The organism is Desulfotomaculum defluvii, assembly GCF_054657375.1.
Genome location: NZ_BAAHYV010000004.1, coordinates 1 through 21,425, shown reverse-complemented (window position 1 = coordinate 21,425; position 21,425 = coordinate 1). Strand labels below are relative to the sequence as shown.

The window sequence follows — 21,425 nt, the reverse complement described above, 5'->3', positions numbered from 1 at the left end:
TACCTCCTTTATTGTATCACAAATTTTAAGGGTAGGGCCCTGATGGTTACCTCCGCCCGCTCGGAAATACCCTTCTGCACTGTTAATTTAGCCTTTAGTTCCACCACCTGCCGGTCGTCTAGATAAGCAATTCTGTTTAGGCCATCGCTGACTGCTTTAACATAATTATCCAGATCCCCCGGACGGGAAGATAAGAAGAAGTTGACTTTCAGGGCCACCGGTCCGGCATAGGGCCTGCGGAAAACGGTATAGGCCGATGTCGCTACCTTTTTCTCGTACTCCCGGCAGTTTTTGGGAGTATAGACATGGCCATTTGGCCCCATCCGGGGCCTTTGCTTGGGTACCGGTCGGCCTGGGATGGTAAAAGAGACTTTCATGGGTGGCACCTTCTTTACTGCAGCCGGAAGTTGCATGCTTGACCCTCAATAATGACCGTATGCCCTTTGCCCCGCTCCAGGATGCGGGAACCGATGGCTTTGTCTATCTCCAATAGTTGATAATCAATCCTCTCGCTGTTGATGATGGTGGGAAGCAAATTCAGGTAGCGGTAGTTAATCACCTCAAATACCAGCTCCAGTACCCAATCGGTGGGCTTCTCACGGCCTTTAAAAAGATCGTCCCAGATTAAGACCTCGGCATTTTTCATTTTGTCCACCCTGTCGTGGATATTGGCTTCGCTCTTTTGCTGGAAGTATTTAAGCAGCTCCTTGATACCCTCCACATGGGGAAAATATAAAACCGGCACCGGCTTAGCTAACAAAGCATTAGCCACTGCCATACTCAGGTGGGTCTTACCACTGCCCACTTCGCCTAGAAAAACCAGCCAATTATTTTCTAATTGCTGAATGTCAGCAAAACTGTCGGCATAGTCTTTGGCACACCTAAACATATTAATTATGGTCTGTGGCCTGTTTTGTAACGTAAAGTTAGCAAAGGTTTTGGCACGGAAGGCCGGGGTAATTTGGGAGCTTTTCATAAGCCTCTCTAGCTTTCTTTGCTCCTGGCATTGGCATATTGCGCAGGTGTCGGGGCTTACCATTACAATGCCCCGGTCCTGACAGACGGCACATTTATACGTCTTTTCCTCCGTTGAAAAGGAATTTGCTACGGTCAATGACGAAAGGTCTATGGCTTTGTCTATGGGTTCCATTGGTTGACTCCCCTTTTTCTTTGACTAACCCGCGCATAATACCGGCTGTGTAATTCTCCTGCTTATCCCGGTATTTTTCCAGATGAAGCTCTATTGCCTCGATAACAATCCCCACAGGAAACCGTTCCCAATAGTTCATTTGTTTTGCGACAATGGAAGGTGAGATAGTCCTGTTGTTACGTGCCCGGCCAATCATTTGCCAGTAGTCCAGGATCTTATCTGTCTGCCTGCTGGTGTATCTGGGAAACCGCGTGAGGATATCTTCAGTTGTTGCTTGTCCATCTGTCCCCTTATGGGGGGGTTGGGGGGGTATACCCATTTCTTTAATATTTTCTTTAACCTTTTCTTTAGGGGGCTGGCAGGCCTTGTATTGATTGGCCCCAGTGTCCCTGGTGGTTGGTATTTTACCAACTGGATAATTGGTAAAACACCAATTGGTTGTTGGTATTTTACCAACTTTGTTATCATCGATTGGTATTTTACCAACTCTGGCATGCTCTAAATTCCTGCTTAGTACCTCATTCCATCTTTCAGTATTAATAGAGCGGGCCATACCCACCCGCCAGCATTCGTAGTCTTTATTCAGGGTGATGTTATTTTCATCAATAAATAGCACTTCTGCCTGAAGCAGAACATCAAGTTCTTCCCTGATATCGGTTTTATGAATACCCACTAAGTCAACAAAATCCTGGGGTCGTAAGATAGCATATTTTTTACCGCAGCCGTAGCTCATGCGGATCACCAGGTCCAGTATTTTTCTCTGTCTTTTGCTGAAGTTGGTCTGCATAATGGCTGTGTAGAGCTCATTGGATATTCTGGTAAACTGCTCTGGCTGGGGATTGGCCAACGTGCAGACACTCCTTTTTGCAAAATCTGATCCTGCTATTCTCCGTCCAGCACCAGTTTAAGCTGGCGACTGAATTTTTCCCTGGCGATCTTCTCCAGTGCCCGGCTTCGCCGTATAATGGCCCTTGCCCTTGGCATCAGGTGCCGGGTGGCAACTTCCAGGTCCTCTTCGTCCAGAATAATAAAGTAACCACCACCGCTGGGCTCGGTACTGCTGCCGATGGGCAGGCCATGTTTTACAATGAGACCGTAAATTATTTCCCGGGCCTCCCGCTCGGACAGGCCGGACAGCTTAGCCAACTGAGCTTTGGTAATTGTCTGCCGGTGACCTGGTGGGATGAGATTATAGATAAGTTGTTCCCGAGGTGATAGTTGATTTAAGTTAATTAACATTTAGACCCCTCGCTTATAGGTGTTTATTATTAAAGGAGTTTTAATTAGTCCACCGAATAAGAACAAAAAACTAGAGTGGGGGGTGTTCTGTTTTGAGTAAAGAAGAAACTCGTCAAGCATTATTACTGATTGGTTTTACAAATGACGAAATAAATCGGATGGCAGTTAGATTTAAAAAATTACTTAATCTAACTCCTAATACAATTGAATTGAAATTTAACGAATTACTAGCTCAAGGTCTTAATACAGAATTAGCTCATAACTTTCTTGTTTATACACCCTCAATTTTCGGCATGGGAATAGATAATATAAGGCAGAAATTTAATATATTAAGAGACATATTTCAAGAAAGGTGTACAGAAGTTATTGGTGTAAATCCTATGCGATTAGTTCAAGGTCCAGGTACAACAGCAGCAAGGTATGAATATTTTATAAATCAAAACCTTACAATTGACGAAATAGAACGAAACCTTTTTATCACAAGACCACAATTTAAGAAGAGATATAAAATAGATCTATAAAGTCTTATAGAATAACCCGAACACCCCGCTCCCGAAATCTGTCCGGTAGATGGGAGCGGGGTTATTCAGTTGTCTACAGCTCTTTAACTTTACCTTCCTCCACCCAGAACACCTTAACCCCTTCTATGCCTGGATTTTCCGGCGGTACATCGCCGACAGTGGTAAACACCAGTACCTGCTCATATTCCTCTGCCAGGTCTAAAAGCCACCCGGTTAACAGATCCCGGTTCTCCTGGTCCAGCATGTCCGCCTCATCAATGGCCAGGAAGGAAAGACCGGCGACATTGCTCAGGGCCTCTTGAATAGTAATGCCCACTCGTAATTGCTCAGATTTGGATAAAAGCTTTAGCTGCAGGAGTGGTCCCCCGTTAGCCCGGCAGAGTAATTCCATATTCTCGCCCAGGGCCAATTGGTAACTACCCTCGGTCAGCCTATTCAGCCGGTCATTGACCCGGCCCAGAAAATTGTCCAACAAACCGGCTAACATGGTTTTACGCATACCGTCCGGCCCCAGTGCCCTAACCAATATTTCCATATCTGCTACCTCTGTGGTAAGGGTGGCCAGATCCTGTTTCATTTCTTCCCGCCGCTTGGCCAGGGCAGCCAGTTCTCCGGCTTGATAAAGTTGTTCCTCGGCATTGGCAATTTGTTGATCCAAAGCCTGTATTTCGTTATTTAAGTTTGTGCTGTGTGTTTGTGCCTCTGGCAATTCTGCCAGTTCCTTGGCCAGGGCATCCCTATCTGTATCTAATTGATTGTTAAGTACCTGCAGGGTTTCAATCTGGCTTTTTAAAGCCACAACCTGCCTGCTTTTCTCCTGCCCTTGCTGTTGTTTAACCCTAAGTTGCCGTAGTTCTTGACTGGCCAAGTCCAGCTCATCCTGTACATTTTTTAGATTAGTCTTAATCTGTGTAAGTTCATCCTTGGCTGCCTGGTATTCCGCCTTCAACTGAGCAATGATAGCCTCCACCTGCTGATTGCTCATAGCACACTCTATATGTTCCGGTGCCAAAGGACAGCGGCGGATTCGGCTTCCCAATGCCTGACCGGCCTCACTTATGGTTTTCATCCGACCGCTAATACTTTGATCCCGGCTTTTTAAACTTGCTGCCTCATCGCTTAAATAATTAATCTTTTCGATTAAGCCATCTTCCAGTTGCTCTGTCTCATGTTCGCTTTCAGTGGTTACAGTGCTCACAGACAGTTCTTCAATTTGCTTTGTCAGCGCTGAGATTTTGTCCTGGTTATCCTTGAGCCTTGCTTCCAGAGAAACTATCTTTTGTTGAAGAGTTTGGCGTCGAATTGGAGTGTTATCGTTTAAACGGAGATATTCGTCCCTTTTACTTCTCAATTGATTAATGTGTACTTTTAGATCATTTACTCGCTCCGGTAGATCAGCTTTCATACCGGGTTCTTCCATTTCTGCCAGGGCTGCCTCCAACTTTTGTTTATCCCTCTTTAAATCCCTCCGCAGTTCCTTGGCCCTTTTCTCCATGACATCCAGCACTTCCGGGCCACCGGTGATATTGGCCGGATAGTATGTTCGTGCCTTATTGGCTAAAACTTCCACCCGCTCTGCCGGCTGCCCCTTTTCCTTGAGCCAGGCTGCTAACTGTTTGGACACAATATTAGAGGTAAAGCTTAACCCGTAGGCATTAAAGAGAAAATTACGCTGTTCAGCCTGGGGTAATGTAAGAAAGACTCCGGCATTCAGGGACAGATGTAGCTTTTCTTCATCAGTAGCCAGCTGATTTAATATAGCTGCCTGCCCTTCCACAGCTCCCATAATTTTACCTACCCGCAGGGTGTGGGGCGGCATTGTTCGTACAATACCACCCAAACCCTCAACCTCCAGTGCCACCGCTGCCTGCTTTTCTCCCTGCCGCACCAAATCAACTGCCCCTCTGCCTCCCTTATCTGTCCAGCCGCATTTACCCGTTAGACCCCATTCAATGGCAGCCAGAAGAGAGGATTTACCTGCATTGTTATGCCCAACAAAAAAGTTAATCTTGTCCAACTTAAGATAAGTCTGTTTATGGTTACGGAAATTTTCTACCGTTAGTGTCTTGATTTTCACGGTTCCAGCCTCCATAATTAATTTGGTGATTTTTGTTGTGCCGCCCTACAAGTTACCGGCTTGTAGAGCGGCTTCTTTATTTCTGGTTCTCTACCGCCAGACGATAAAGGACCTTTAACTCATATATGGCATCATTAATTTCATTAACCCGTTTGGCTTTCTCGGAAAGATCGTATCTGTATGTCTGTTGTCTTGTTTCCCGCTCCTTTTCCAGAAGTTTAAGTACTCCCTGAAAAGCAGCTTTGGCTAACTGACCATTGTCCCTGGGAAACAGGCTGTGTTCCCGGTATGTCACTAAAAGAGCCTCCTTCTGCCACCACCGGCAGTCCTCACCGGCGGATTCATTTGGTTAACTGAGTTCCAGAAGGGATCATCTCCGCTATGATCTTGATTCATCTGTGCCTTGGCACCCTGGCTTTTTAGGTTAACCTGTTTACTCTGCTGCTGGTTGATCTGTAATTCTGGTTTTGCCTGTTTGGTATCCTGGGTTTTCTCTTTCTTCTCACCGTAAAGTGCTTCCCAGGCAGGACTGCCGGGTCCAGGTACTTTAATGGGACCGGTAGGTGGAAAATCTATAATCTCAGCACTGTTGGGTACCCCACTATCAAGCCATTCCACCAGCTTTCTACCGATTTCCCTGGAGGGTTTAAAGACTTGTCCGTCAAACAGAGATGTTCGGTCCTTACTGGAACTTGCCATATGGGATTGATCCAAATCCAAAAACAGTCCAAATTCATACTCCATGCCATCCCGCTGAATTGGGTTCATGCCTACCTTCTTGACTACGGTTTTACCGTTTTCAGTGGTTTGGATATGGTCCATCTTAGAGCGCAGGGTGGCGATGATGTGGCATTTACTCTGTAGTAAGGCATCCACCAGCTCGTTGTGCCGTGGTGTTACCTGCCGCCAGGCGGTCCAGGAGTTACCGGATTTATCAGCAGCATAGCCGTGAATATCCAGCACCCCGCCGGTACCTGCCCAGGCATGGGTTAGGCTATCTATGATAATAATGTCATAGCCTGCACCTTCGGCTACCTTGATGGCCTCCACATATTTTTCCGGAAGAAAGGGGGCCTCTATGGTGCAGACATCGTACTCACCCAGGTGGGAGTACAACTCGCCGGAACCCCGCTCGGTATCTATCATCGCTACCCTTCCACCAATACCAAAGGCAATTAGCAGGGCTGAATAAGTTTTTCCGGCACCGGCGGGACCAGCCAGGGCCAGGCGTAGTTTAGCTCTTTTGCGCTGAGCCCGTTGAAATTGTACTAGCATAAAATTCTCCTCCTTCGCTAACTGGTTAGCAATGTTTCAGATTATAGAAAAGATTAATCTTAGCCTTTTCTGCCTCCAACTGTACCCAGGAGAACCCACCCTGTTTGTGAGAATAGCGGTGGATCTTATCCTCTTCAATCATCCTGTTGCCAAAACCACTGATGGCGATATCTCTGGCCAAGCTAATGCTCTGTGTAGGTGTCATATGGTGACAGTTAATAACTACCTCTGCCTGGCCCAGACCACACTCCTCCAGTACTTGCTGCAGGTTTGCCAGCGCCTCGTTCAGTTTTACCATGTTACACAGCCTCCTTCTGGTTTAATAAATCATTGGTTTCTACCTTGGCAGCACCGTATGATTTGTCTTCATTTTCCCAGTAATGTATGCCACATGAACTGTGAGTTAACCACTTACGCATAGTCCGCAGGAATTTTGACCAGTCTCTGACCTTGCCTGTAAACACCACCTTAATAATCAGATCACCTCCCTCAAAGCCTCTAATCTTCATGACAAGAATGCTTTCACATGGTTTTGCACCTTCTAACTAGATATTCTCTTAGCATTCTCTTGTGCTGCCATCCACTTATCCAAGGCCTCTTCCCTCAATAGAATTTTTACGCCAACGCGAACATGTGGTATTTGCCCTTGCCGAATAGCACTCCTTAGTTTTGTTTCACCGATGGTACCCTGAAAATATTCCTTTAGGGCAGTTTGCACAGTGTATATCCGTTTTGGTTTGTCATCTAAGAAATTACCAAGCTCAGCCAGCTTGCTCCCACATTCCAGGCAAAACTTTGCATTTTCAGGCATCCTGGTTCCACACTCTTGGCAGTACCTATCTTTAGGTATTAACGCAATCCTGTCGCGTTTCATTGATTTTCCTCACCCCTTCCAACATCATCTCTGGTTAAGTTTTCAACTGATGTTCAACCTAACGTTTTATCTAAAGCCTTAATTTTACCGGATTTATTCTCTGAAAATGCCGTTTATAGTGTGGACATTTAGGTTTTGTTAAAGCCATTATTTTCGAGGCTTCTGGGTTTGTAGAAAAGTGAAGTTTTTTAACTGGCCCCTTTGTCAGTTTCTTTTGGGACAACTTTTATTTTCAGATCCAGAACGTCACAGACTTTTTCAATCATAGTTTCATTCCAGCGTCTCTTGCCTTTAAGTACGTCAAGGATATATTGATAGGAGTATCCCGTCATTCTGGCTAAATCTGACGTTTTGAGTCCTTTATCAACCAAAACGTGCTTAATTGTTCTTGAAAAGTCCAAAACTTACCACCTCCTAAGTACAATATTAAGCTAATAGCTATATATTTACAAAGGCCAAAATAGAGCTATTAGCGTTATGCGTCTAAAAAATAATATGTTTTATAGCTATTTGCTCTAAATAGTTGCGTTTTATAAAAAAAATAGCTATTAGCTGATTGTATTTTAAGCTAATAGCTGTTACTATAGAGCAAACAGCTTTAGGAAGATGGTGTTTTTTTTGGATAACAAAATTAGAGAACTTAGAATGAGCAGAAATATCTCAGGCACAAAGATAGCCAAAGAGCTAAACATTACTCCCACCTATTTTTATGAAATTGAACGAGGCAAGAAAAGATTAAGTGCGGAGATGGCAGCTAAGCTTGCTGCGATTTTTAATGTAACAATAGATTATTTATTAGGCCACGACGAGCAACCGGTTGATAACGAACCTGCAGAAGCTGCAATCCCCACCTGGGCCACATCTAAAGATAAGCGTGACTTTAAAAAGATGCTGGACGATGATGCCCCGCTAATGTTTGACGGTATTCCGATCCGCAAGGAAGACAAAGAAAAAATCAAACGTGTTATGGAGGCCATGTTCTGGGACGCTAAGGAAAAAAATAAAAAAACCTACGGACGTAAGAAAAAGAAAAACAATGCCGGGGATGATTTGAGTGGACCAAGTCATTAATAAATTAATTCGCAAATTTAAGACAAATGATCCATTCACAATAGCAAATGGTCTTAACATTGAGGTTTGGTTTGAGGATTTGGGTATGGGAACCAGAGGGCTCTATTACAATAAGCTGCGCAGAAGATATATTGTCATACATCGTGATCTATCAGACGAGTGGCAAAGGTTTATTTGCGCCCATGAACTTGCACACGATAGGCTTCATCCAGGCTTTAGTCGTTTCTGGTTGGACGCGCACTCCTTATTTAATCCCGGAAAATATGAGCGTCAGGCCAATAAGTTTGCCGTTAAATTACTTTTATCCAAAGCAGAAATTTATCCTGGTGAAACATTGGAAAATGTATTTAGGAGAAATTATATACCCCTTGAAATGTTGCAATATTATTAGTTTGAGTAAGACAAGCATATTTTTTTTACCCCTTTGGCAGAACATATGTTTTTGCCAAGGTTTATTTCTATTAACTAATGAAAGGAGGTAAAGCATGGCCACAATTAAGTTTAACGAAAAGAAAGGCTTTTATGAGGTACGCTATGATGCAGGATTTGATGGCAACGGGAAAAGGATACAAAAATATAAGGGAGGTTTCAAAAAAGAGAGAGATGCCAAACTCTTTGCTGCTCAACTTACAGTGAACATCAGTCAAGGTACACACATAGAGCCTAACAAAATGTTTTTATTTGAATACCTTAATACTTGGCTGGAGGAGAAAAAGGAAACCCTCTCACCAACATCCTATAACGGGTACGAAGTTAACATCCGGTGCCATATTAATCCATACATCGGTGGAATTAAGCTCTCGGATTTAAGGGCTGCCCATATAAGAGGGTTATACTCAAAGCTCCAAAAGGCCAGGGAAATTAAAATTGACGGGGAAAAGAGATCCTTTAAACCTCTGTCCGGCACCTCTATTCGTTATGTACACAGAGTGCTGTCTAAAGCTTTGGAAGATGCTTACAGGGAAGAAACAATACCAAAAAATCCAGCTAAACTGGTTACCCCTCCAACCAAAAACAAATTTGAAGCAGGTTTTCTGTCAACCAAGCAGATTAGGGAAATGTTGGATAAACTCCGGGAAGATGCCTTATACATGCCGGTGTATTTATCCGTGGTCCTGGGTGCCCGCCGAGGAGAAGTCTTAGGCCTGCAATGGACCGATGTAGATATGGAAAACAAATTAATTCATATTCGTCATAATTTAATAATGGATAATGGTAATCCTGTGCTGAGAGAAAAAACTAAAACTGATTCTTCTAACAGGGTTATCGTGGTTACAGACAGATTAATCAAAACATTAAAGGACCATAAGCTAAAGCAAATAGAAATGAAACTCCAGCATGGTCAACTATATCATAAGTCAGATTTTGTTTGCACCTGGCCCGATGGAAAACCCTTCAACCCCTCACACTTATCCAGGTCCTTCAGCTTACGGTTACAAAAATATGGGCTACCTAATATAAGATTCCACGATCTACGCCATTCGAACGCTGCCTTAATGATTGCCCAAAACGCCCCCATGAAAGGGGCCAGTGACAGGTTAGGGCACAGCACTATTCAAATCACTAATGATCTTTATGGTCACACCGAACGGTCAGTGCAGGAAGAAATTGCACTTAAAATCGATCAAGCCATCTGGGGTAGCTAAGGCGCACAACTTTTTGTGAAATGACACTCGATTTATGTGAAATGAATTTATGACTTGTGAAATTTTATGTGAAATTTTTGTGAAATGGCATGAAAAAACCGCCTTACTTTAGTTAAGTAAAGCGGTCTTCAAGTGGCGGAGAATGTGGGATTCGAACCCACGAGACGCTGTTAACGTCTACTCGATTTCGAGTCGAGCGCCTTCGACCAGCTCGGCCAACTCTCCTAGTTTATTTATTTCTTAGTTCCCGAAAAAACTTCTGCATTATTTCCCTGCATTCGTCTTCCATGACACCAGAGATAACTTCTACCCTGTGATTAAATTTAGGTTGGTGAACAATATCTAAAATAGTATCGACAGAGCCTGATTTTGCATTGGGAGCACCGTAAACTAATCGCCTGACTCGAAATTGGACAATTGCACCAGCACACATGGCACATGGCTCAATAGTCACATAAAGAGTGGCATGATTTAAACGCCAATCACCCATTAGCTTAGCTGCTTCCCGCATGGCTAAAATTTCAGCATGGGCTGACGCATCACAAAGACTTTCTCTTAAGTCATGACCCCTGCCTACTATATTCCCTTCAGCCACCACAACAGCACCAATGGGTACTTCTCCTTTTTCAGCTGCCAATTGTGCTTCTAACAATGCTTCACGCATATAGGAAGCATGAGACAATGAAAAAACCCCTTAAAATAATAATGGTGCGCCCGGGAGGACTCGAACCACCGGCACGCGGTTTAGGAAACCGCTGCTCTATCCACCTGAGCTACGGGCGCATATAAATAAGTTGTTAGCCCCAATTTTTACTTAGAACTAACAACAGTAAAATGGCGTGCCTGAAGGGACTCGAACCCCTAACCTCCTGATCCGTAGTCAGGTGCTCTATCCAATTGAGCCACAGGCACATATTAACACGACACAAATCATAACACTTTTTCATTGATATGTCAAGTAGATTAATGGCGTGCCCGAAGGGACTCGAACCCCTAACCTCCTGATCCGTAGTCAGGTGCTCTATCCAATTGAGCCACGGGCACATAATTAATTAACTTAACATATGATGTAGCGACTGAGATGCTCAAAAGTGTTGTTCCTGTCGCAAAAACTATTATATAACAAGTAGTAAGCTAAAATCAACTGTAATCAAATAACTTATTTAGAATTTTTTAATCAGGGGAGTTTTATATGGATCATGATGATATTCGTCACCTTGAATGTAAATTAAAAAGCCTTATTATTGTATGTATAATCATTTTTTTAGGTTTTTTCTTTGTAAAAATAGTTCAACTTCCTTTTTATAATATAACCAATCAGCCAGAATATATAATACCTTTTTCAGAAAAAGTTAACAATTCTATGGTTAAATTTTTTCTTTCTGCTATAGTTTTTTCAATTATTGTCATTGCAATCGTTTTCCGCTCTAACTTAAGTTTAAATGTATCCAAGGATAAACTTGAATTTAATCTAGACATAAAAATGAAGGATTTCAACCATAGTATGGATGGCATGAAACGTATTGTCGATGAACATGGTAATATCCCTTTATATAACTCAGAAGTATATCAGCAATTAACACAAGATTATATTATTTCCCAAGTAAATGATGAGGGTAAACCTGAAAAATTTATTACTATGGAGTCTTACCTTAACGGCTTTTTACATTTATGTAACTCAAATATCTGTCATAACCAAACTATTAATCTTCAAAGTGTTAACAATGATAAGATTTATGCACCAAAGGATTATGTAGAAGTGAATGATAGTTTATTAACGGTAATTAAAAAAATGAATGAAAAGAGGCTATCTGCCCTGCCAGTGGTAAATAAAAATGGTGAAATGATTGGCTCTATCAATTTTCTGCAAGTATTAAGACTGGTTTTAGAGGCTATAGAACAACAAAAAACCGTTAGAAAAAACTAACGGTTTTTATATCATGGCGGAGAGCGAGGGATTCGAACCCTCGATACAGGTTTACCCCGTATACTCGCTTAGCAGGCGAGCGCCTTCAGCCAACTCGGCCAGCTCTCCGTATATCTATCTCACATGGCGGAGGGAGTGGGATTCGAACCCACGGAACCCGTAAGAGTTCAACGGTTTTCAAGACCGCCTCCTTCAACCGCTCGGACATCCCTCCGAACTCGGAGGTGAATCCTCCTAAGCAGCTCGTAACCCCAAGCAAGATAGAGTATACCATAGTAAAAAACTGTTGTCAAACCATAAATCAAAACAAATAATGGTTTTACAGTTTTATTCTTTCAACTCCACCCATGTAGGGTACAAGTACTGGGGGTACTGTGATACTACCATCAGCTTCTTGATAATTTTCCAAAATAGCGGATACTGCTCGCCCTACAGCAATGCCTGAGCCGTTTAATGTATGCACAAATTCAGGTTTTGATTTAGGAGTAGGGCGATATTTAATATTTGCCCTTCTGGCCTGAAAATCTAAGAAGTTACTGCAGGATGAAATCTCCTTGTAGGCATTGTAACTGGGCAGCCATACCTCTAAATCATAGGTTTTAGCCGAGGAAAAACCCATGTCACCCGTAGATAATAAAACTACACGATAGGGTAAACCCAGGGCTTGTAGTACCTTTTCAGCATTTGCAGTTAAACGCTCCAACTCATCAAAGGAATCCTCTGGCTTAGAGAACTTTACTAATTCAACTTTATTAAACTGGTGCTGTCTGATTAACCCTCTAGTATCTCTACCAGCTGCCCCGGCCTCTGCACGGAAGCAGGCACTATAGGCACAATGATAAATAGGAAGCTGCTCTCCAGAAAGAATCTCCTCTCGATATAGGTTTGTAACAGGAACCTCAGCCGTGGGAATTAAATAATAATTTAATCCCTCCAGTTTAAACATATCTTCGGCAAACTTAGGCAGTTGTCCGGTACCTAACATACTATCAGCATTAACGATAAAGGGTGGTAAAATTTCTGTATAACCATGCTCTCTGGTATGTAAATCAAGCATAAAGTTTATTAAGGAGCGTTCCAAACGGGCACCAATACCTTTATAAAAGGAGAACCTGGCACCGGTTACCTTACCTCCCCTTTCAAAATCAAGAATATTTAAATCTTCACCAAGATCCCAGTGAGGTTTGGGTTCAAATTCAAATTCACGGGGTTTACCCCAGCGTCTTATTTCTATGTTGTCATTTTCGTCTTTTCCCACAGGAACTGATTCATGGGGGATGTTAGGAATGGACAATAAAATCTCTTGGAGCTTTGCTTCAATATTTTTAATTTCATCATCCATATCTTTTATTTGCTGGGATACCTTGCGCATTTCTATGGTTTTGTCCTCAGCTTGTTGTCCAGATTTTTTTAACTTGCCAATTTCTTGGGATACAATATTGCGTGTGTTTTTAAGCTGTTCAGCAACTACTAATTTTTCACGACGTAAGGCATCAAGTTTTAAAAAATTATCAAGGGATATGTCAGAACCACGTTTATTGAGTCCTTCTAATACAAGTTCAGGGTTGCTACGTACAAATTTAATATCTAACATAAATATGACCCCCAAAATTTGGTAGGAATTTAGTTCTAATGTTAATATTGCCACATTTAAACAAAAATTTCCTTATGTATTATACTATAACCCTACTCCTTTGTAAAATGAGGGGAAATACAATGAATTTTATTAAAAAAATTACTGGACTAAATCTATTAATTCAATCTTAGTTTTACTTATTATTACTGAAAATTTATAAAATTTTCTACTATGCTCAAAACGCAAGGTTAGGGTTAGCAATCGTAATGCTAACCCTAACCTTATTCTTATGCTATAAACTTACCATTTTTACTTCTAAGATTCCATCAATGGTTGCCAATTCCTTTAAGGTATCGGTTGGAATAATGTTATCAACCGTCATAATCATAATAGCCTTGCCACCTAGCTCAATTCGACCTACCTGCATACCCGCTATGTTAATAGCAATGTCACCTAAAATAGTTCCAACTTTTCCTATAATACCTGGCTTATCAATATGGGGAACAACCAACATATGACCAGAAGTTGCAACATTTATATGATATCCGTCAATGTTTACAATCTTAGTTTCATTATCCTGGAATAGAGTACCAGATATAGTTCTTATTCCTTTATCGGTATATATATTCACAGTAATTAGGTTGTGGTAATTTTCCCCATTTTCCTTTGTGGTCTGAATTACCGAAATTCCACGGTTACGGGCCACTAGGGTAGCATTAACAAAGTTTACATTTTCCTGAAGAATTGGGTCCAAAATACCTTTAAGTAAAGTAGTTGTAATGGGATTTACATCATACTTAGCTAAGTCACCGCTGTATACAACTTCAACCTTTTCAATTCTCCCATCGAGCATTTGGGCCTGAAAGGCACCCAGTTTTTCTGCTAGATCCAGGAAGGGACGTATTTTAGCCAGTAATTTTGGACTCATCGAAGGCATATTAACGGCATTTTTTACTAAATCGCCGCGAAGAGCCGCAACAATTTCTTCGGCCACGTCAACTGCTACATTAATTTGAGCTTCTTTTGTGGAAGCCCCAAGGTGGGGGGTTGCGATAAAGTTATCTAATTTTATCAATGGGCTATCAGTACAAGGTTCATTCTCAAAAACATCCAGTGCTGCTCCAGCTACTTTACCAGATATCATGTACTGATATAAAGCTTCTTCATCCACAATTCCGCCCCGAGCACAGTTTATAATACGAACCCCATCTTTCATAGTTTCCAAAGCTTCTTTGTTGATCATATGATAAGTTTCTTTAGTTTTAGGCATATGAATTGTAATAAAATCAGCTCTCTTAAAAAGTTCCTGAAGGGTTACAATTTCAACAGCCATTTTACGAGCATGATCTTCCGAAATGTAAGGGTCATAAGCTACTATATTCATTTCCATGGCATGGGCCCTTTTTGCTACAGCACTCCCGATACGACCTAGACCGATAACACCCAATGTTTTACCCCTTAATTCAACACCTAAGAATGCTTTTTTATCCCAGACGCCATTTTTCAGCTTATCACAGGCTGCAGGCACCTTACGAGCCAAGCCTAGCATCATAGCCATGGTCAGTTCTGCAGCAGCAATGGTGTTACCATCAGGAGCATTTACTACAACAATCCCTTTGTTGGTTGCTGCATTACGGTCGATATTGTCTACACCAACGCCTGCACGACCTATTACTTTTAATTTTGTTGCTGCTTCTACGATTCTGGCAGTCACTTTAGTAGCACTACGAACAATCATTGCATCATACTGGCCAATCACTTCAACCAGTTGATCTTCTGTCATTTTTTCACCAATAACAACTTCAATATCTGTATGTTGACGTAACGGTGCTAAACCCTGTTCCGATACTCCATCCATCACTAATACTTTCATTATGCGTGTTCCCCTCCTACAAATATCATTTGAGCTTCTCTTACACCAGCACCCAGTTCAGCTTTATAACCACACTTGCCAAGGGCCATTTCTAAAGCAGAAATTGCAATTATTACATCCATCTTATCTGCAAAGCCCATGTGTGCGATGCGGAATATTTTACCCTTCATCGCATCCTGACCACCCGCAAAGGTTACACCATAATCCCTTAATAGTACCTTGCGAAGGGTATCAGCATCTACTACCATCGGTGATTGAACTGCCGTTACAGCCATCGATGCACAATCATCAGGAGCTAACAATTCCAAACCTAGACCTTGGATAGCTGCCCTCGTTGCCTTTGCTAGTAACTTATGACGTTCAAAAACATTATCCAATCCTTCTTCTAAAATCATATCTAAGGCTGCATCCAACCCATATACCATGGATACTGGAGTTGTATAGGCCGTATTCCACTTAGCAATGGATTTCCTTGCTTTTAGTAAGTCAAAGTAGTATTTCGGAGAAGTATTTTCCTCAATTTTTCTCCATGCTTTATCACTTACACTTAGGAAAGCCAATCCTGGAGGAAGCATAAGAGCCTTTTGAGATCCACTGGCCACAATATCGATATGCCATTCATCAGTTTTTAAATCTATGGCAGCTAGACCACTTACAGCATCAACTGCAAGAACTGCTTCGTACTGTGCCACCAGTTTACCAAGTCCTTCAATGTCGTTTTGTACACCAGTTGATGTTTCGTTCTGTGTAGCCAATACCACTTTAATGTCTGGGTTTTCCTCTAACTTCTTCTTAACAACCTTGAGATCTATATCATAACCCCAACCAAAATCAACAAAATCAACTTCACCGCCGTAAATTTTAGCTAGATCTCTAAATCTTTCACCAAATTTTCCGCAGGACAGTGCTAAAACTTTATCACCAGGGTTTACTAAATTGGCAACAGCTGCCTCAAGGGCACCAGTGCCGGAACTACCAAGGATAAAAACATCATTCTTAGTTTGAAATACTTTTTTTAGTTTTCCGGTTACCCTTTCTACTATGGCTTGAAACTCAGCACTTCTGTGACCAATAATAGGTCTTGACATTGCTTCTACCACAGGGGGGGGAACTTGAGTAGGTCCTGGTATCAAGAGATACTTTTTGTCCTTCATTTTAACAATCCCTCCAGATAAAATTTTTACCCGTCGGGGGGGAAATACAAAAACCTCCCGCCCCTAACGGATGATCAGTCCATTAGGGACGAGAGGTATTCTCCCGCGTTGCCACCCTTGTTGACCAGGAGTAAATCCCGGTCCACTCAATTGTTATAACGGGTATCTTCCCGTATCCACCTACTAAACAACAACTTATTCTCCCTGTGTGTTCGGCAGATCCCCTCTGGGGAGGAATTCACTTAAACCCTCTACCGATTCGCACCAACCATCGGCTCTCTGAAAGAATAGCTTAAATTACTTTTCCCCTTCTTTGGGTTTAATTACTTTACTGTTAATGATTTTACACAGGAGACCTTTGTTTGTCAATAGTGGATATTGTAAAAAAATTCATTTGGACCTAGTATCTATCCTCCCTTTCAAGGTCCACGATTGGTTGTTTTGGGCAGTGAGCTCAAGATTATGGCTAGACTAATAGCTGTACCAATTTTTAAAGCTTCATAAGTTTTTTCGGCTTCTTTGTAGTAGGCATCAAACCTTTCTCTAATTTTATTGCCGGCCGGCAACACAACTGCATTTACGTTTTCGACTGCATTTGTTAAGTTTTCCACAACCTGTAATCTATTTTCTATCAGGGTGCCAAACATAAATGAGAATATTACCGCCAGTGTGACTATCCACTTGCCTAGTTTGTTCAGGTTGACAAACTTCATCGCAGTTCACCTCCTGAACGCCGCCAAGTTAGCGTCAATGTTATATTACCATATAATACCAAATAACAATATATGTTATTTTTGTTTATTTAATACATTTATAGCCTAAACTGAATTATTTTATTAGCTCTTATTCTCCCACAGTTATAATTACATTTATTTACTGTTTATTACTAATGTTGTATAAAGAAAAAACAAGGGAAAAATCCCTTGTTTTTATCTTATCATATTTAAGAAATGTTGATGAAGTATCAAATCTTTTGTCAGTTCAGGATGAAATGCCGCAGCCAAATAATTGTCCTGTTGAGCTAGAACAATTTTATCTTCATATTTGGCTAGAACCTTCACATCTTTACTTACACTTTTTATGTAAGGTGCCCTAATAAATACAGCCCTTATTGGTTCATTTCTAAGATCTGGAATAGATAAATCAGTTTCAAAGCTTTCTACCTGTCGACCAAAGGCATTTCTTTCAACTTCTATGTCCATTAAATTTAATCGGGGTTGTGTTGAACCAACTATTTTCTTAGCAAGCATAATTAATCCGGCACATGTACCAAATATAGGTAAACCAATATGGGCCTTTTCAATAATGGGTTCAAATAAGTCAAATTGATTCATTAATTTACCCATTGTCGTACTCTCTCCACCGGGAATAATAAGACCCTGGATATTTTCTAGCTCTTTAGGGTTACGTACTTGTACACTATCTACTCCACAGGCCGCTAAGGACTTTTGATGTTCAATAAACGCCCCTTGAAGTGCTAAAACACCAATAACCATGATCTCTTTACCATCCTCTTTCTTGCATCCTGTGCTCAGTAGGAATTGAAGAAATCTCCATGCCAGGCATTGCCTCTCCTAAATCCTTTGATATCTCTGCTAATATTTTAGCATCATTAAAGTGAGTAGTTGCTGCTACTATGGCTTTTGCTCTAGCAACAGGATTATTCGATTTAAAGATACCAGATCCTACAAAGATACCATCACAACCCAATTGCATCATTAAAGCTGCATCGGCAGGTGTTGCAATCCCACCTGCTGCAAAATTCACTACTGGTAATCGACCCAATTCATGAACTTGTAACACTAGATCATAGGGTGCGCCCATTTCCTTTGCTGCTGTCATTAATTCATCCTTAGGCATGTTGTGTACCATTCTTATTTCACTCATAACTTGCCTCATGTGGCGTACAGCTTCTACAACATTACCAGTACCAGGTTCCCCCTTTGTGCGTATCATAGCCGCACCTTCCCCTATCCGCCGCAGTGCCTCACCTAGATTTCTAGCACCACAAACATAGGGTACTTTAAACTGGTGTTTATCAATGTGAAATACTTCATCTGCTGGTGTTAAGACTTCACTTTCATCAATATAATCCGCACCAAGTGCCTCTAAAATTTGAGCTTCTACAAAATGACCAATACGTGCCTTGGCCATAACGGGAATGGTTACTGCGTCCATAATTCGTAATATAATATTAGGGTCTGCCATTCTGGCAACTCCACCAGCAGCCCGAATATCTGCGGGTACCCTTTCTAAAGCCATGACAGCACATGCTCCAGCTTCTTCAGCGATTTTTGCTTGTTCTGGCGTAGTAACATCCATTATTACCCCGCCCTTTAACATCTCTGCCAGACCTTTTTTTACAGTCCAAGTTCCTTTTTCCGCCATTTTTTTCCCTCCAAATGTTAGCTTTGTTACAATAATGTATTTTAGATCATTTATTACAGTATGACAATATTTTTCCATTGTATTTTTTAAATTTACATTCTCATCCCATACTATCATGTCATATTTGTTTAACGTATATACTAATTGTTGGAAACAAAATAAGAAATTACTCTCATTTTGAGGGTAAATTTCTTATCTCAAACTGTTATATTTAACATATAAGCTTCTTCATAATTAGAGATTAAAAGAGATGTTAACTCTGAATCTATGGCACCTGCCTTTACCTGGTTCGTTAATATCTTTATAACCTCTTCTTTTTCCATTGCCTGTCTGTAGGGTCTTGTTTCAGTAAGGGCAGTAAAAATATCTGCCACCGCTATTACCCTTGCTCCGTGTTTTAAATCAGAAGCATCCAGCTTAAAGGGGTAACCTCTACCACTTAATGTTTCATGATGGCTAGATGCAAAATGATTAATATCCTCAAATCCATCAATTAACTTTAATATGTGATAGGTGTAGTATGTATGCTTTTTCATAATATTAAATTCACTATTGGTTAGCTTTCCAGGTTTATCTAGTATATCATCTGGGATACCTAACTTACCTAAGTCATGTAATAAACCAGCTACCTTTATCAATTTGCTATCTTCTTCTGCACATCCAGCCTTGCTAGCCAAATAACTAGCAACATTAGCCACACCACTGGAATGTCTTCTAGTAAAAGGACTCTTAAAATCAATAACCTTTGACATAGTATCTGCCACTGAAAGTACCTCTTTTAACCCTATTTTCTTTGAAATTATGGGGCAGTGGTGTGATAATATTTCACTTATAAAGGGTGAATGCATATCTAGCCAAAAACATTCCCTACTGGAAATATCGTTAAAGGCTTCTACCAAGTGAGGATCAAAAAGCCCATAACTATCCTCATTTATCTTCTTGCATATGTGCCTTTTTTGTTCGAGTATGTAGAGGTCATCACGAATTAAAACGTCAATTCTGTCAGCCAAATAAATAATTCTGCTTTCTACGGGTATTAGATTTCCTTTTAATCCAGAGATGTTATTTATTCCGTTCCAGTGATCATGGTGACATAGAATAATTTCAGCAATAGAGTTAAATAATGTATGGTTTTTGAACAGATTATATCCTTTTTTACAGTGTATCTCTGTATCTGTGGAAAAGAAATCAAATAATAAATCCTTTTCAGTCCATGTGCTTGAGCCAGCATCATGCAGAATTGCTGCAGTAAATAAATTTTCCATTCTTTTTAAATTTAGACCATATAATTTGCCAATTTGCAGAGATATTAGTGCAACCCTTTGATGATGTCTCATTAAACCATGGGTACAAAAATCCATAGCAAGGCTTAGCGAACTTAGTAATTTATAATAATTAGTTATAAATTGTTTCATTAATTCACCTACTTAGTAGTATTTAAAGGATTATAATAGTTTTTCAGCTAGAGAAATAACAATTTCAAAGGCAATTAGAATAATAATCATCCATTCCAACTTTGTACCTCTATTTGCATGGCCAAGAATGGTAAAAACCTCGGTAATATCCATAATGTTTTCGGTCTTTTGACGTAGATTTTCATACCTTTCATGTAGGTCAAAAAGATCGGCGAGCTTTAGAAATAATTCTTCAGCAGCTTCCTTGTACCAAGTAATGTCGGGTTTGTCTAATACCATAACATATGATATTATGTTATATTTATATCGCAGTACCTTAGCTGATAATTTTGCCAATTTATTATCATCTATATTCAATTTACCCTTATCTAAGTATTCGATTATCTTCTCAATTTCATCAGAAACCTTTTCAACACTGTCTTCTATTCTATCTAAGGCAACAGATCTTGCCAAAACAACGGATATGATCTGTGGATAAAAATCCAATAATTTTGGAGCTCTCATGTAATCATGATGCACTTCTTTTTCTTTATCAGGATCAAGTTCTAATTTATATGAATCCGAATATTTCAGATGATGATCAACTTGTGTTAAGGAAGGTTCAATCGTACGAAGGTAATTATAAAAATCTGATATATCATATTTAGTTAAATTAATGAACACCAAACATCCAAAATGAAAAAGATATATTGTTTTATTATGATGATGATTTAAAATACCTTTTAAATCATCATCTTTTAAAATCAAAGTTTCTTCCCACTTAAATTTTTTATTGATTCCAAAATGACTCGCAATAAGATTTAAATTTAATTCATGAGCTACTGATATAGCTAAAAATTCCATGGCATTTATACCTCTTTATTTTTATATATAGGTATTTTTACCATTAATATAGAATATATCACGTTTTTCAAAACAATTGGCAGGTTTTTATATCTACATTTTATCACTTTAAATTATGATTGTTTTAACTATTATGCGACAGCGGGGACGGTTCTCGCTGTCGCAAACAAATTGGAACTGCTGTGGTAAAAAATGCGACAGCGAGAACCGTCCCCGCTGTCGCATAAAATATCTAAATATAACAAAACCACAGTGAGAAATCACTGTGGTTTCTTAAAAATTACTCTGGCGACGACCTACTCTCCCAGGAGCGCTAGCTCCAAGTACCATTGGCCCTGGAGGGCTTAACTGCTGTGTTCGGGATGGGAACAGGTGTACCTCCTCCGGTATCGTCAC

The 21,425-nt window shown here is 40.6% G+C and carries 25 protein-coding genes, 6 tRNA genes, 1 rRNA gene and 1 other annotated feature; of the genes, 5 read left to right on the top strand and 27 right to left on the bottom strand.

The window, feature by feature from the left end:
- Positions 1-8 precede the first annotated feature (8 nt).
- From ACYQ03_RS01815 to ACYQ03_RS01800, 4 genes are read right to left on the bottom strand one after another with little or no spacing between them, the layout of a single operon-like run.
- Positions 9-413 carry a RusA family crossover junction endodeoxyribonuclease gene (locus ACYQ03_RS01815; protein ID WP_459907181.1) on the bottom strand — a complete coding sequence of 135 codons (405 nt, stop codon included), beginning with the start codon at positions 411-413 and terminating at the stop codon, positions 9-11.
- On the bottom strand, positions 392-1,150 hold the full coding sequence (locus ACYQ03_RS01810) for an ATP-binding protein (RefSeq protein ID WP_459907179.1): 759 nt from the start codon (positions 1,148-1,150) through the stop codon (positions 392-394). Before ACYQ03_RS01810 ends, ACYQ03_RS01815 begins: the two co-directional genes overlap by 22 nt.
- Entirely contained in the window at positions 1,071-1,997 is a 927-nt protein-coding gene (locus ACYQ03_RS01805; RefSeq protein WP_459907178.1) for a replication protein, read from the bottom strand. The genes ACYQ03_RS01810 and ACYQ03_RS01805 overlap by 80 nt, the downstream gene beginning before the upstream one ends.
- A gap of 35 nt (positions 1,998-2,032) precedes the next feature.
- A complete protein-coding gene (locus ACYQ03_RS01800; protein WP_459907176.1) occupies positions 2,033-2,389 on the bottom strand; it encodes a DNA replication protein in 357 nt (118 codons plus the stop codon).
- Positions 2,390-2,481: 92 nt separating this feature from the next.
- On the opposite strand from ACYQ03_RS01800, the gene ACYQ03_RS01795 reads away from it, so the two are divergent.
- A complete protein-coding gene (locus ACYQ03_RS01795; protein ID WP_459907175.1) occupies positions 2,482-2,910 on the top strand; it encodes a hypothetical protein in 429 nt (142 codons plus the stop codon).
- A gap of 73 nt (positions 2,911-2,983) precedes the next feature.
- On the opposite strand, the gene ACYQ03_RS01790 is transcribed toward ACYQ03_RS01795, so the two are convergent.
- From ACYQ03_RS01790 to ACYQ03_RS01760, 7 genes are all read right to left on the bottom strand, one after another.
- Positions 2,984-4,987, bottom strand: coding sequence for an AAA family ATPase (locus ACYQ03_RS01790; RefSeq protein WP_459907173.1), 2,004 nt, complete (start codon positions 4,985-4,987; stop codon positions 2,984-2,986).
- Positions 4,988-5,063: 76 nt separating this feature from the next.
- Entirely contained in the window at positions 5,064-5,282 is a 219-nt protein-coding gene (locus ACYQ03_RS01785; RefSeq protein ID WP_459907172.1) for a hypothetical protein, read from the bottom strand.
- Positions 5,282-6,262, bottom strand: coding sequence for an ATP-binding protein (locus ACYQ03_RS01780; protein ID WP_459907170.1), 981 nt, complete (start codon positions 6,260-6,262; stop codon positions 5,282-5,284). Before ACYQ03_RS01780 ends, ACYQ03_RS01785 begins: the two co-directional genes overlap by 1 nt.
- A gap of 25 nt (positions 6,263-6,287) precedes the next feature.
- Entirely contained in the window at positions 6,288-6,560 is a 273-nt protein-coding gene (locus tag ACYQ03_RS01775; RefSeq protein ID WP_459907169.1) for a hypothetical protein, read from the bottom strand.
- Between the two features lies 1 nt (position 6,561).
- Positions 6,562-6,771: a hypothetical protein gene (locus ACYQ03_RS01770; RefSeq protein WP_459907167.1), complete on the bottom strand. Its 210-nt coding sequence runs from the start codon at positions 6,769-6,771 to the stop codon at positions 6,562-6,564.
- Positions 6,772-6,803: 32 nt separating this feature from the next.
- Positions 6,804-7,136: a helix-turn-helix domain-containing protein gene (locus ACYQ03_RS01765; protein WP_459907165.1), complete on the bottom strand. Its 333-nt coding sequence runs from the start codon at positions 7,134-7,136 to the stop codon at positions 6,804-6,806.
- Positions 7,137-7,324: 188 nt separating this feature from the next.
- A complete protein-coding gene (locus tag ACYQ03_RS01760) occupies positions 7,325-7,537 on the bottom strand; it encodes a helix-turn-helix domain-containing protein (RefSeq protein ID WP_459907164.1) in 213 nt (70 codons plus the stop codon).
- Positions 7,538-7,754: 217 nt separating this feature from the next.
- On the opposite strand from ACYQ03_RS01760, the gene ACYQ03_RS01755 reads away from it, so the two are divergent.
- The 3 genes from ACYQ03_RS01755 to ACYQ03_RS01745 all read left to right on the top strand — a co-directional run bounded on the left by ACYQ03_RS01755 (position 7,755) and on the right by ACYQ03_RS01745 (position 9,853).
- Entirely contained in the window at positions 7,755-8,207 is a 453-nt protein-coding gene (locus ACYQ03_RS01755; protein WP_459907163.1) for a helix-turn-helix domain-containing protein, read from the top strand.
- Positions 8,191-8,598, top strand: coding sequence for an ImmA/IrrE family metallo-endopeptidase (locus ACYQ03_RS01750; protein ID WP_459907162.1), 408 nt, complete (start codon positions 8,191-8,193; stop codon positions 8,596-8,598). Before ACYQ03_RS01755 ends, ACYQ03_RS01750 begins: the two co-directional genes overlap by 17 nt.
- A gap of 94 nt (positions 8,599-8,692) precedes the next feature.
- Entirely contained in the window at positions 8,693-9,853 is a 1,161-nt protein-coding gene (locus ACYQ03_RS01745) for a tyrosine-type recombinase/integrase (RefSeq protein ID WP_459907160.1), read from the top strand.
- 133 nt (positions 9,854-9,986) lie between these two features.
- On the opposite strand, the gene ACYQ03_RS01740 is transcribed toward ACYQ03_RS01745, so the two are convergent.
- The 5 genes from ACYQ03_RS01740 to ACYQ03_RS01720 all read right to left on the bottom strand — a co-directional run bounded on the left by ACYQ03_RS01740 (position 9,987) and on the right by ACYQ03_RS01720 (position 10,897).
- Positions 9,987-10,078, bottom strand: a tRNA-Ser gene (locus ACYQ03_RS01740).
- A 4-nt stretch (positions 10,079-10,082) separates the two neighbouring features.
- The gene (gene tadA, locus ACYQ03_RS01735) at positions 10,083-10,535 is read right to left on the bottom strand and encodes a tRNA adenosine(34) deaminase TadA (RefSeq protein WP_459907158.1); all 453 of its coding nucleotides are present in this window, start codon (positions 10,533-10,535) and stop codon (positions 10,083-10,085) included.
- A gap of 24 nt (positions 10,536-10,559) precedes the next feature.
- Positions 10,560-10,636 (bottom strand) — tRNA-Arg (locus tag ACYQ03_RS01730).
- A 52-nt stretch (positions 10,637-10,688) separates the two neighbouring features.
- Positions 10,689-10,765 (bottom strand) — tRNA-Arg (locus tag ACYQ03_RS01725).
- Between the two features lie 55 nt (positions 10,766-10,820).
- Positions 10,821-10,897 (bottom strand) — tRNA-Arg (locus tag ACYQ03_RS01720).
- 148 nt (positions 10,898-11,045) lie between these two features.
- Between ACYQ03_RS01720 and ACYQ03_RS01715 the strand changes: the two genes are divergently transcribed.
- Positions 11,046-11,780: a CBS domain-containing protein gene (locus ACYQ03_RS01715; RefSeq protein ID WP_459907157.1), complete on the top strand. Its 735-nt coding sequence runs from the start codon at positions 11,046-11,048 to the stop codon at positions 11,778-11,780.
- Positions 11,781-11,794: 14 nt separating this feature from the next.
- Here the strand turns inward: ACYQ03_RS01715 and ACYQ03_RS01710 are convergent.
- The 11 genes from ACYQ03_RS01710 to rrf all read right to left on the bottom strand — a co-directional run.
- Positions 11,795-11,888: transfer RNA gene (locus ACYQ03_RS01710), tRNA-Ser, on the bottom strand.
- A 16-nt stretch (positions 11,889-11,904) separates the two neighbouring features.
- Positions 11,905-11,994, bottom strand: a tRNA-Ser gene (locus tag ACYQ03_RS01705).
- Positions 11,995-12,099: 105 nt separating this feature from the next.
- Positions 12,100-13,374 (bottom strand): serine--tRNA ligase, encoded by a 1,275-nt coding sequence (gene serS, locus ACYQ03_RS01700; RefSeq protein ID WP_459907156.1) that lies wholly within the window; start codon positions 13,372-13,374, stop codon positions 12,100-12,102.
- A 274-nt stretch (positions 13,375-13,648) separates the two neighbouring features.
- Positions 13,649-15,229, bottom strand: coding sequence for a phosphoglycerate dehydrogenase (gene serA / locus ACYQ03_RS01695; protein ID WP_459907154.1), 1,581 nt, complete (start codon positions 15,227-15,229; stop codon positions 13,649-13,651).
- Positions 15,229-16,383 carry a pyridoxal-phosphate-dependent aminotransferase family protein gene (locus tag ACYQ03_RS01690; RefSeq protein WP_459907153.1) on the bottom strand — a complete coding sequence of 385 codons (1,155 nt, stop codon included), beginning with the start codon at positions 16,381-16,383 and terminating at the stop codon, positions 15,229-15,231. Before ACYQ03_RS01690 ends, serA begins: the two co-directional genes overlap by 1 nt.
- A gap of 81 nt (positions 16,384-16,464) precedes the next feature.
- Positions 16,465-16,706, bottom strand: a binding site (T-box leader).
- Positions 16,707-16,802: 96 nt separating this feature from the next.
- Entirely contained in the window at positions 16,803-17,096 is a 294-nt protein-coding gene (locus ACYQ03_RS01685; protein ID WP_459907151.1) for a hypothetical protein, read from the bottom strand.
- Between the two features lie 216 nt (positions 17,097-17,312).
- Positions 17,313-17,879 (bottom strand): pyridoxal 5'-phosphate synthase glutaminase subunit PdxT, encoded by a 567-nt coding sequence (pdxT, locus tag ACYQ03_RS01680; protein WP_459907150.1) that lies wholly within the window; start codon positions 17,877-17,879, stop codon positions 17,313-17,315.
- A 7-nt stretch (positions 17,880-17,886) separates the two neighbouring features.
- Positions 17,887-18,771 (bottom strand): pyridoxal 5'-phosphate synthase lyase subunit PdxS, encoded by an 885-nt coding sequence (pdxS, locus tag ACYQ03_RS01675; RefSeq protein ID WP_459907149.1) that lies wholly within the window; start codon positions 18,769-18,771, stop codon positions 17,887-17,889.
- Positions 18,772-18,968: 197 nt separating this feature from the next.
- The gene (locus ACYQ03_RS01670) at positions 18,969-20,186 is read right to left on the bottom strand and encodes an HD-GYP domain-containing protein (protein ID WP_459907148.1); all 1,218 of its coding nucleotides are present in this window, start codon (positions 20,184-20,186) and stop codon (positions 18,969-18,971) included.
- A gap of 30 nt (positions 20,187-20,216) precedes the next feature.
- Positions 20,217-21,029 carry an RMD1 family protein gene (locus ACYQ03_RS01665; RefSeq protein ID WP_459907146.1) on the bottom strand — a complete coding sequence of 271 codons (813 nt, stop codon included), beginning with the start codon at positions 21,027-21,029 and terminating at the stop codon, positions 20,217-20,219.
- Between the two features lie 283 nt (positions 21,030-21,312).
- Positions 21,313-21,425 (bottom strand): 5S ribosomal RNA (rrf, locus tag ACYQ03_RS01660); the annotation flags it as partial.

Coding starts and splice junctions, on each gene's coding strand:
- ACYQ03_RS01690 (WP_459907153.1), bottom strand. CDS start 16,383: ATGAAGGACAAAAAGTATCTCTTGATACCAGGACCTACTCAAGTTCCC.
- ACYQ03_RS01670 (WP_459907148.1), bottom strand. CDS start 20,186: ATGAAACAATTTATAACTAATTATTATAAATTACTAAGTTCGCTAAGC.
- ACYQ03_RS01815 (WP_459907181.1), bottom strand. CDS start 413: ATGCAACTTCCGGCTGCAGTAAAGAAGGTGCCACCCATGAAAGTCTCT.
- ACYQ03_RS01810 (WP_459907179.1), bottom strand. CDS start 1,150: ATGGAACCCATAGACAAAGCCATAGACCTTTCGTCATTGACCGTAGCA.
- ACYQ03_RS01770 (WP_459907167.1), bottom strand. CDS start 6,771: ATGAAGATTAGAGGCTTTGAGGGAGGTGATCTGATTATTAAGGTGGTG.
- ACYQ03_RS01765 (WP_459907165.1), bottom strand. CDS start 7,136: ATGAAACGCGACAGGATTGCGTTAATACCTAAAGATAGGTACTGCCAA.
- pdxS (WP_459907149.1), bottom strand. CDS start 18,771: ATGGCGGAAAAAGGAACTTGGACTGTAAAAAAAGGTCTGGCAGAGATG.
- ACYQ03_RS01685 (WP_459907151.1), bottom strand. CDS start 17,096: ATGAAGTTTGTCAACCTGAACAAACTAGGCAAGTGGATAGTCACACTG.
- serA (WP_459907154.1), bottom strand. CDS start 15,229: ATGAAAGTATTAGTGATGGATGGAGTATCGGAACAGGGTTTAGCACCG.
- ACYQ03_RS01775 (WP_459907169.1), bottom strand. CDS start 6,560: ATGGTAAAACTGAACGAGGCGCTGGCAAACCTGCAGCAAGTACTGGAG.
- ACYQ03_RS01745 (WP_459907160.1), top strand. CDS start 8,693: ATGGCCACAATTAAGTTTAACGAAAAGAAAGGCTTTTATGAGGTACGC.
- ACYQ03_RS01665 (WP_459907146.1), bottom strand. CDS start 21,029: ATGGAATTTTTAGCTATATCAGTAGCTCATGAATTAAATTTAAATCTT.
- pdxT (WP_459907150.1), bottom strand. CDS start 17,879: ATGGTTATTGGTGTTTTAGCACTTCAAGGGGCGTTTATTGAACATCAA.
- ACYQ03_RS01715 (WP_459907157.1), top strand. CDS start 11,046: ATGGATCATGATGATATTCGTCACCTTGAATGTAAATTAAAAAGCCTT.
- ACYQ03_RS01780 (WP_459907170.1), bottom strand. CDS start 6,262: ATGCTAGTACAATTTCAACGGGCTCAGCGCAAAAGAGCTAAACTACGC.
- ACYQ03_RS01800 (WP_459907176.1), bottom strand. CDS start 2,389: ATGTTAATTAACTTAAATCAACTATCACCTCGGGAACAACTTATCTAT.
- serS (WP_459907156.1), bottom strand. CDS start 13,374: ATGTTAGATATTAAATTTGTACGTAGCAACCCTGAACTTGTATTAGAA.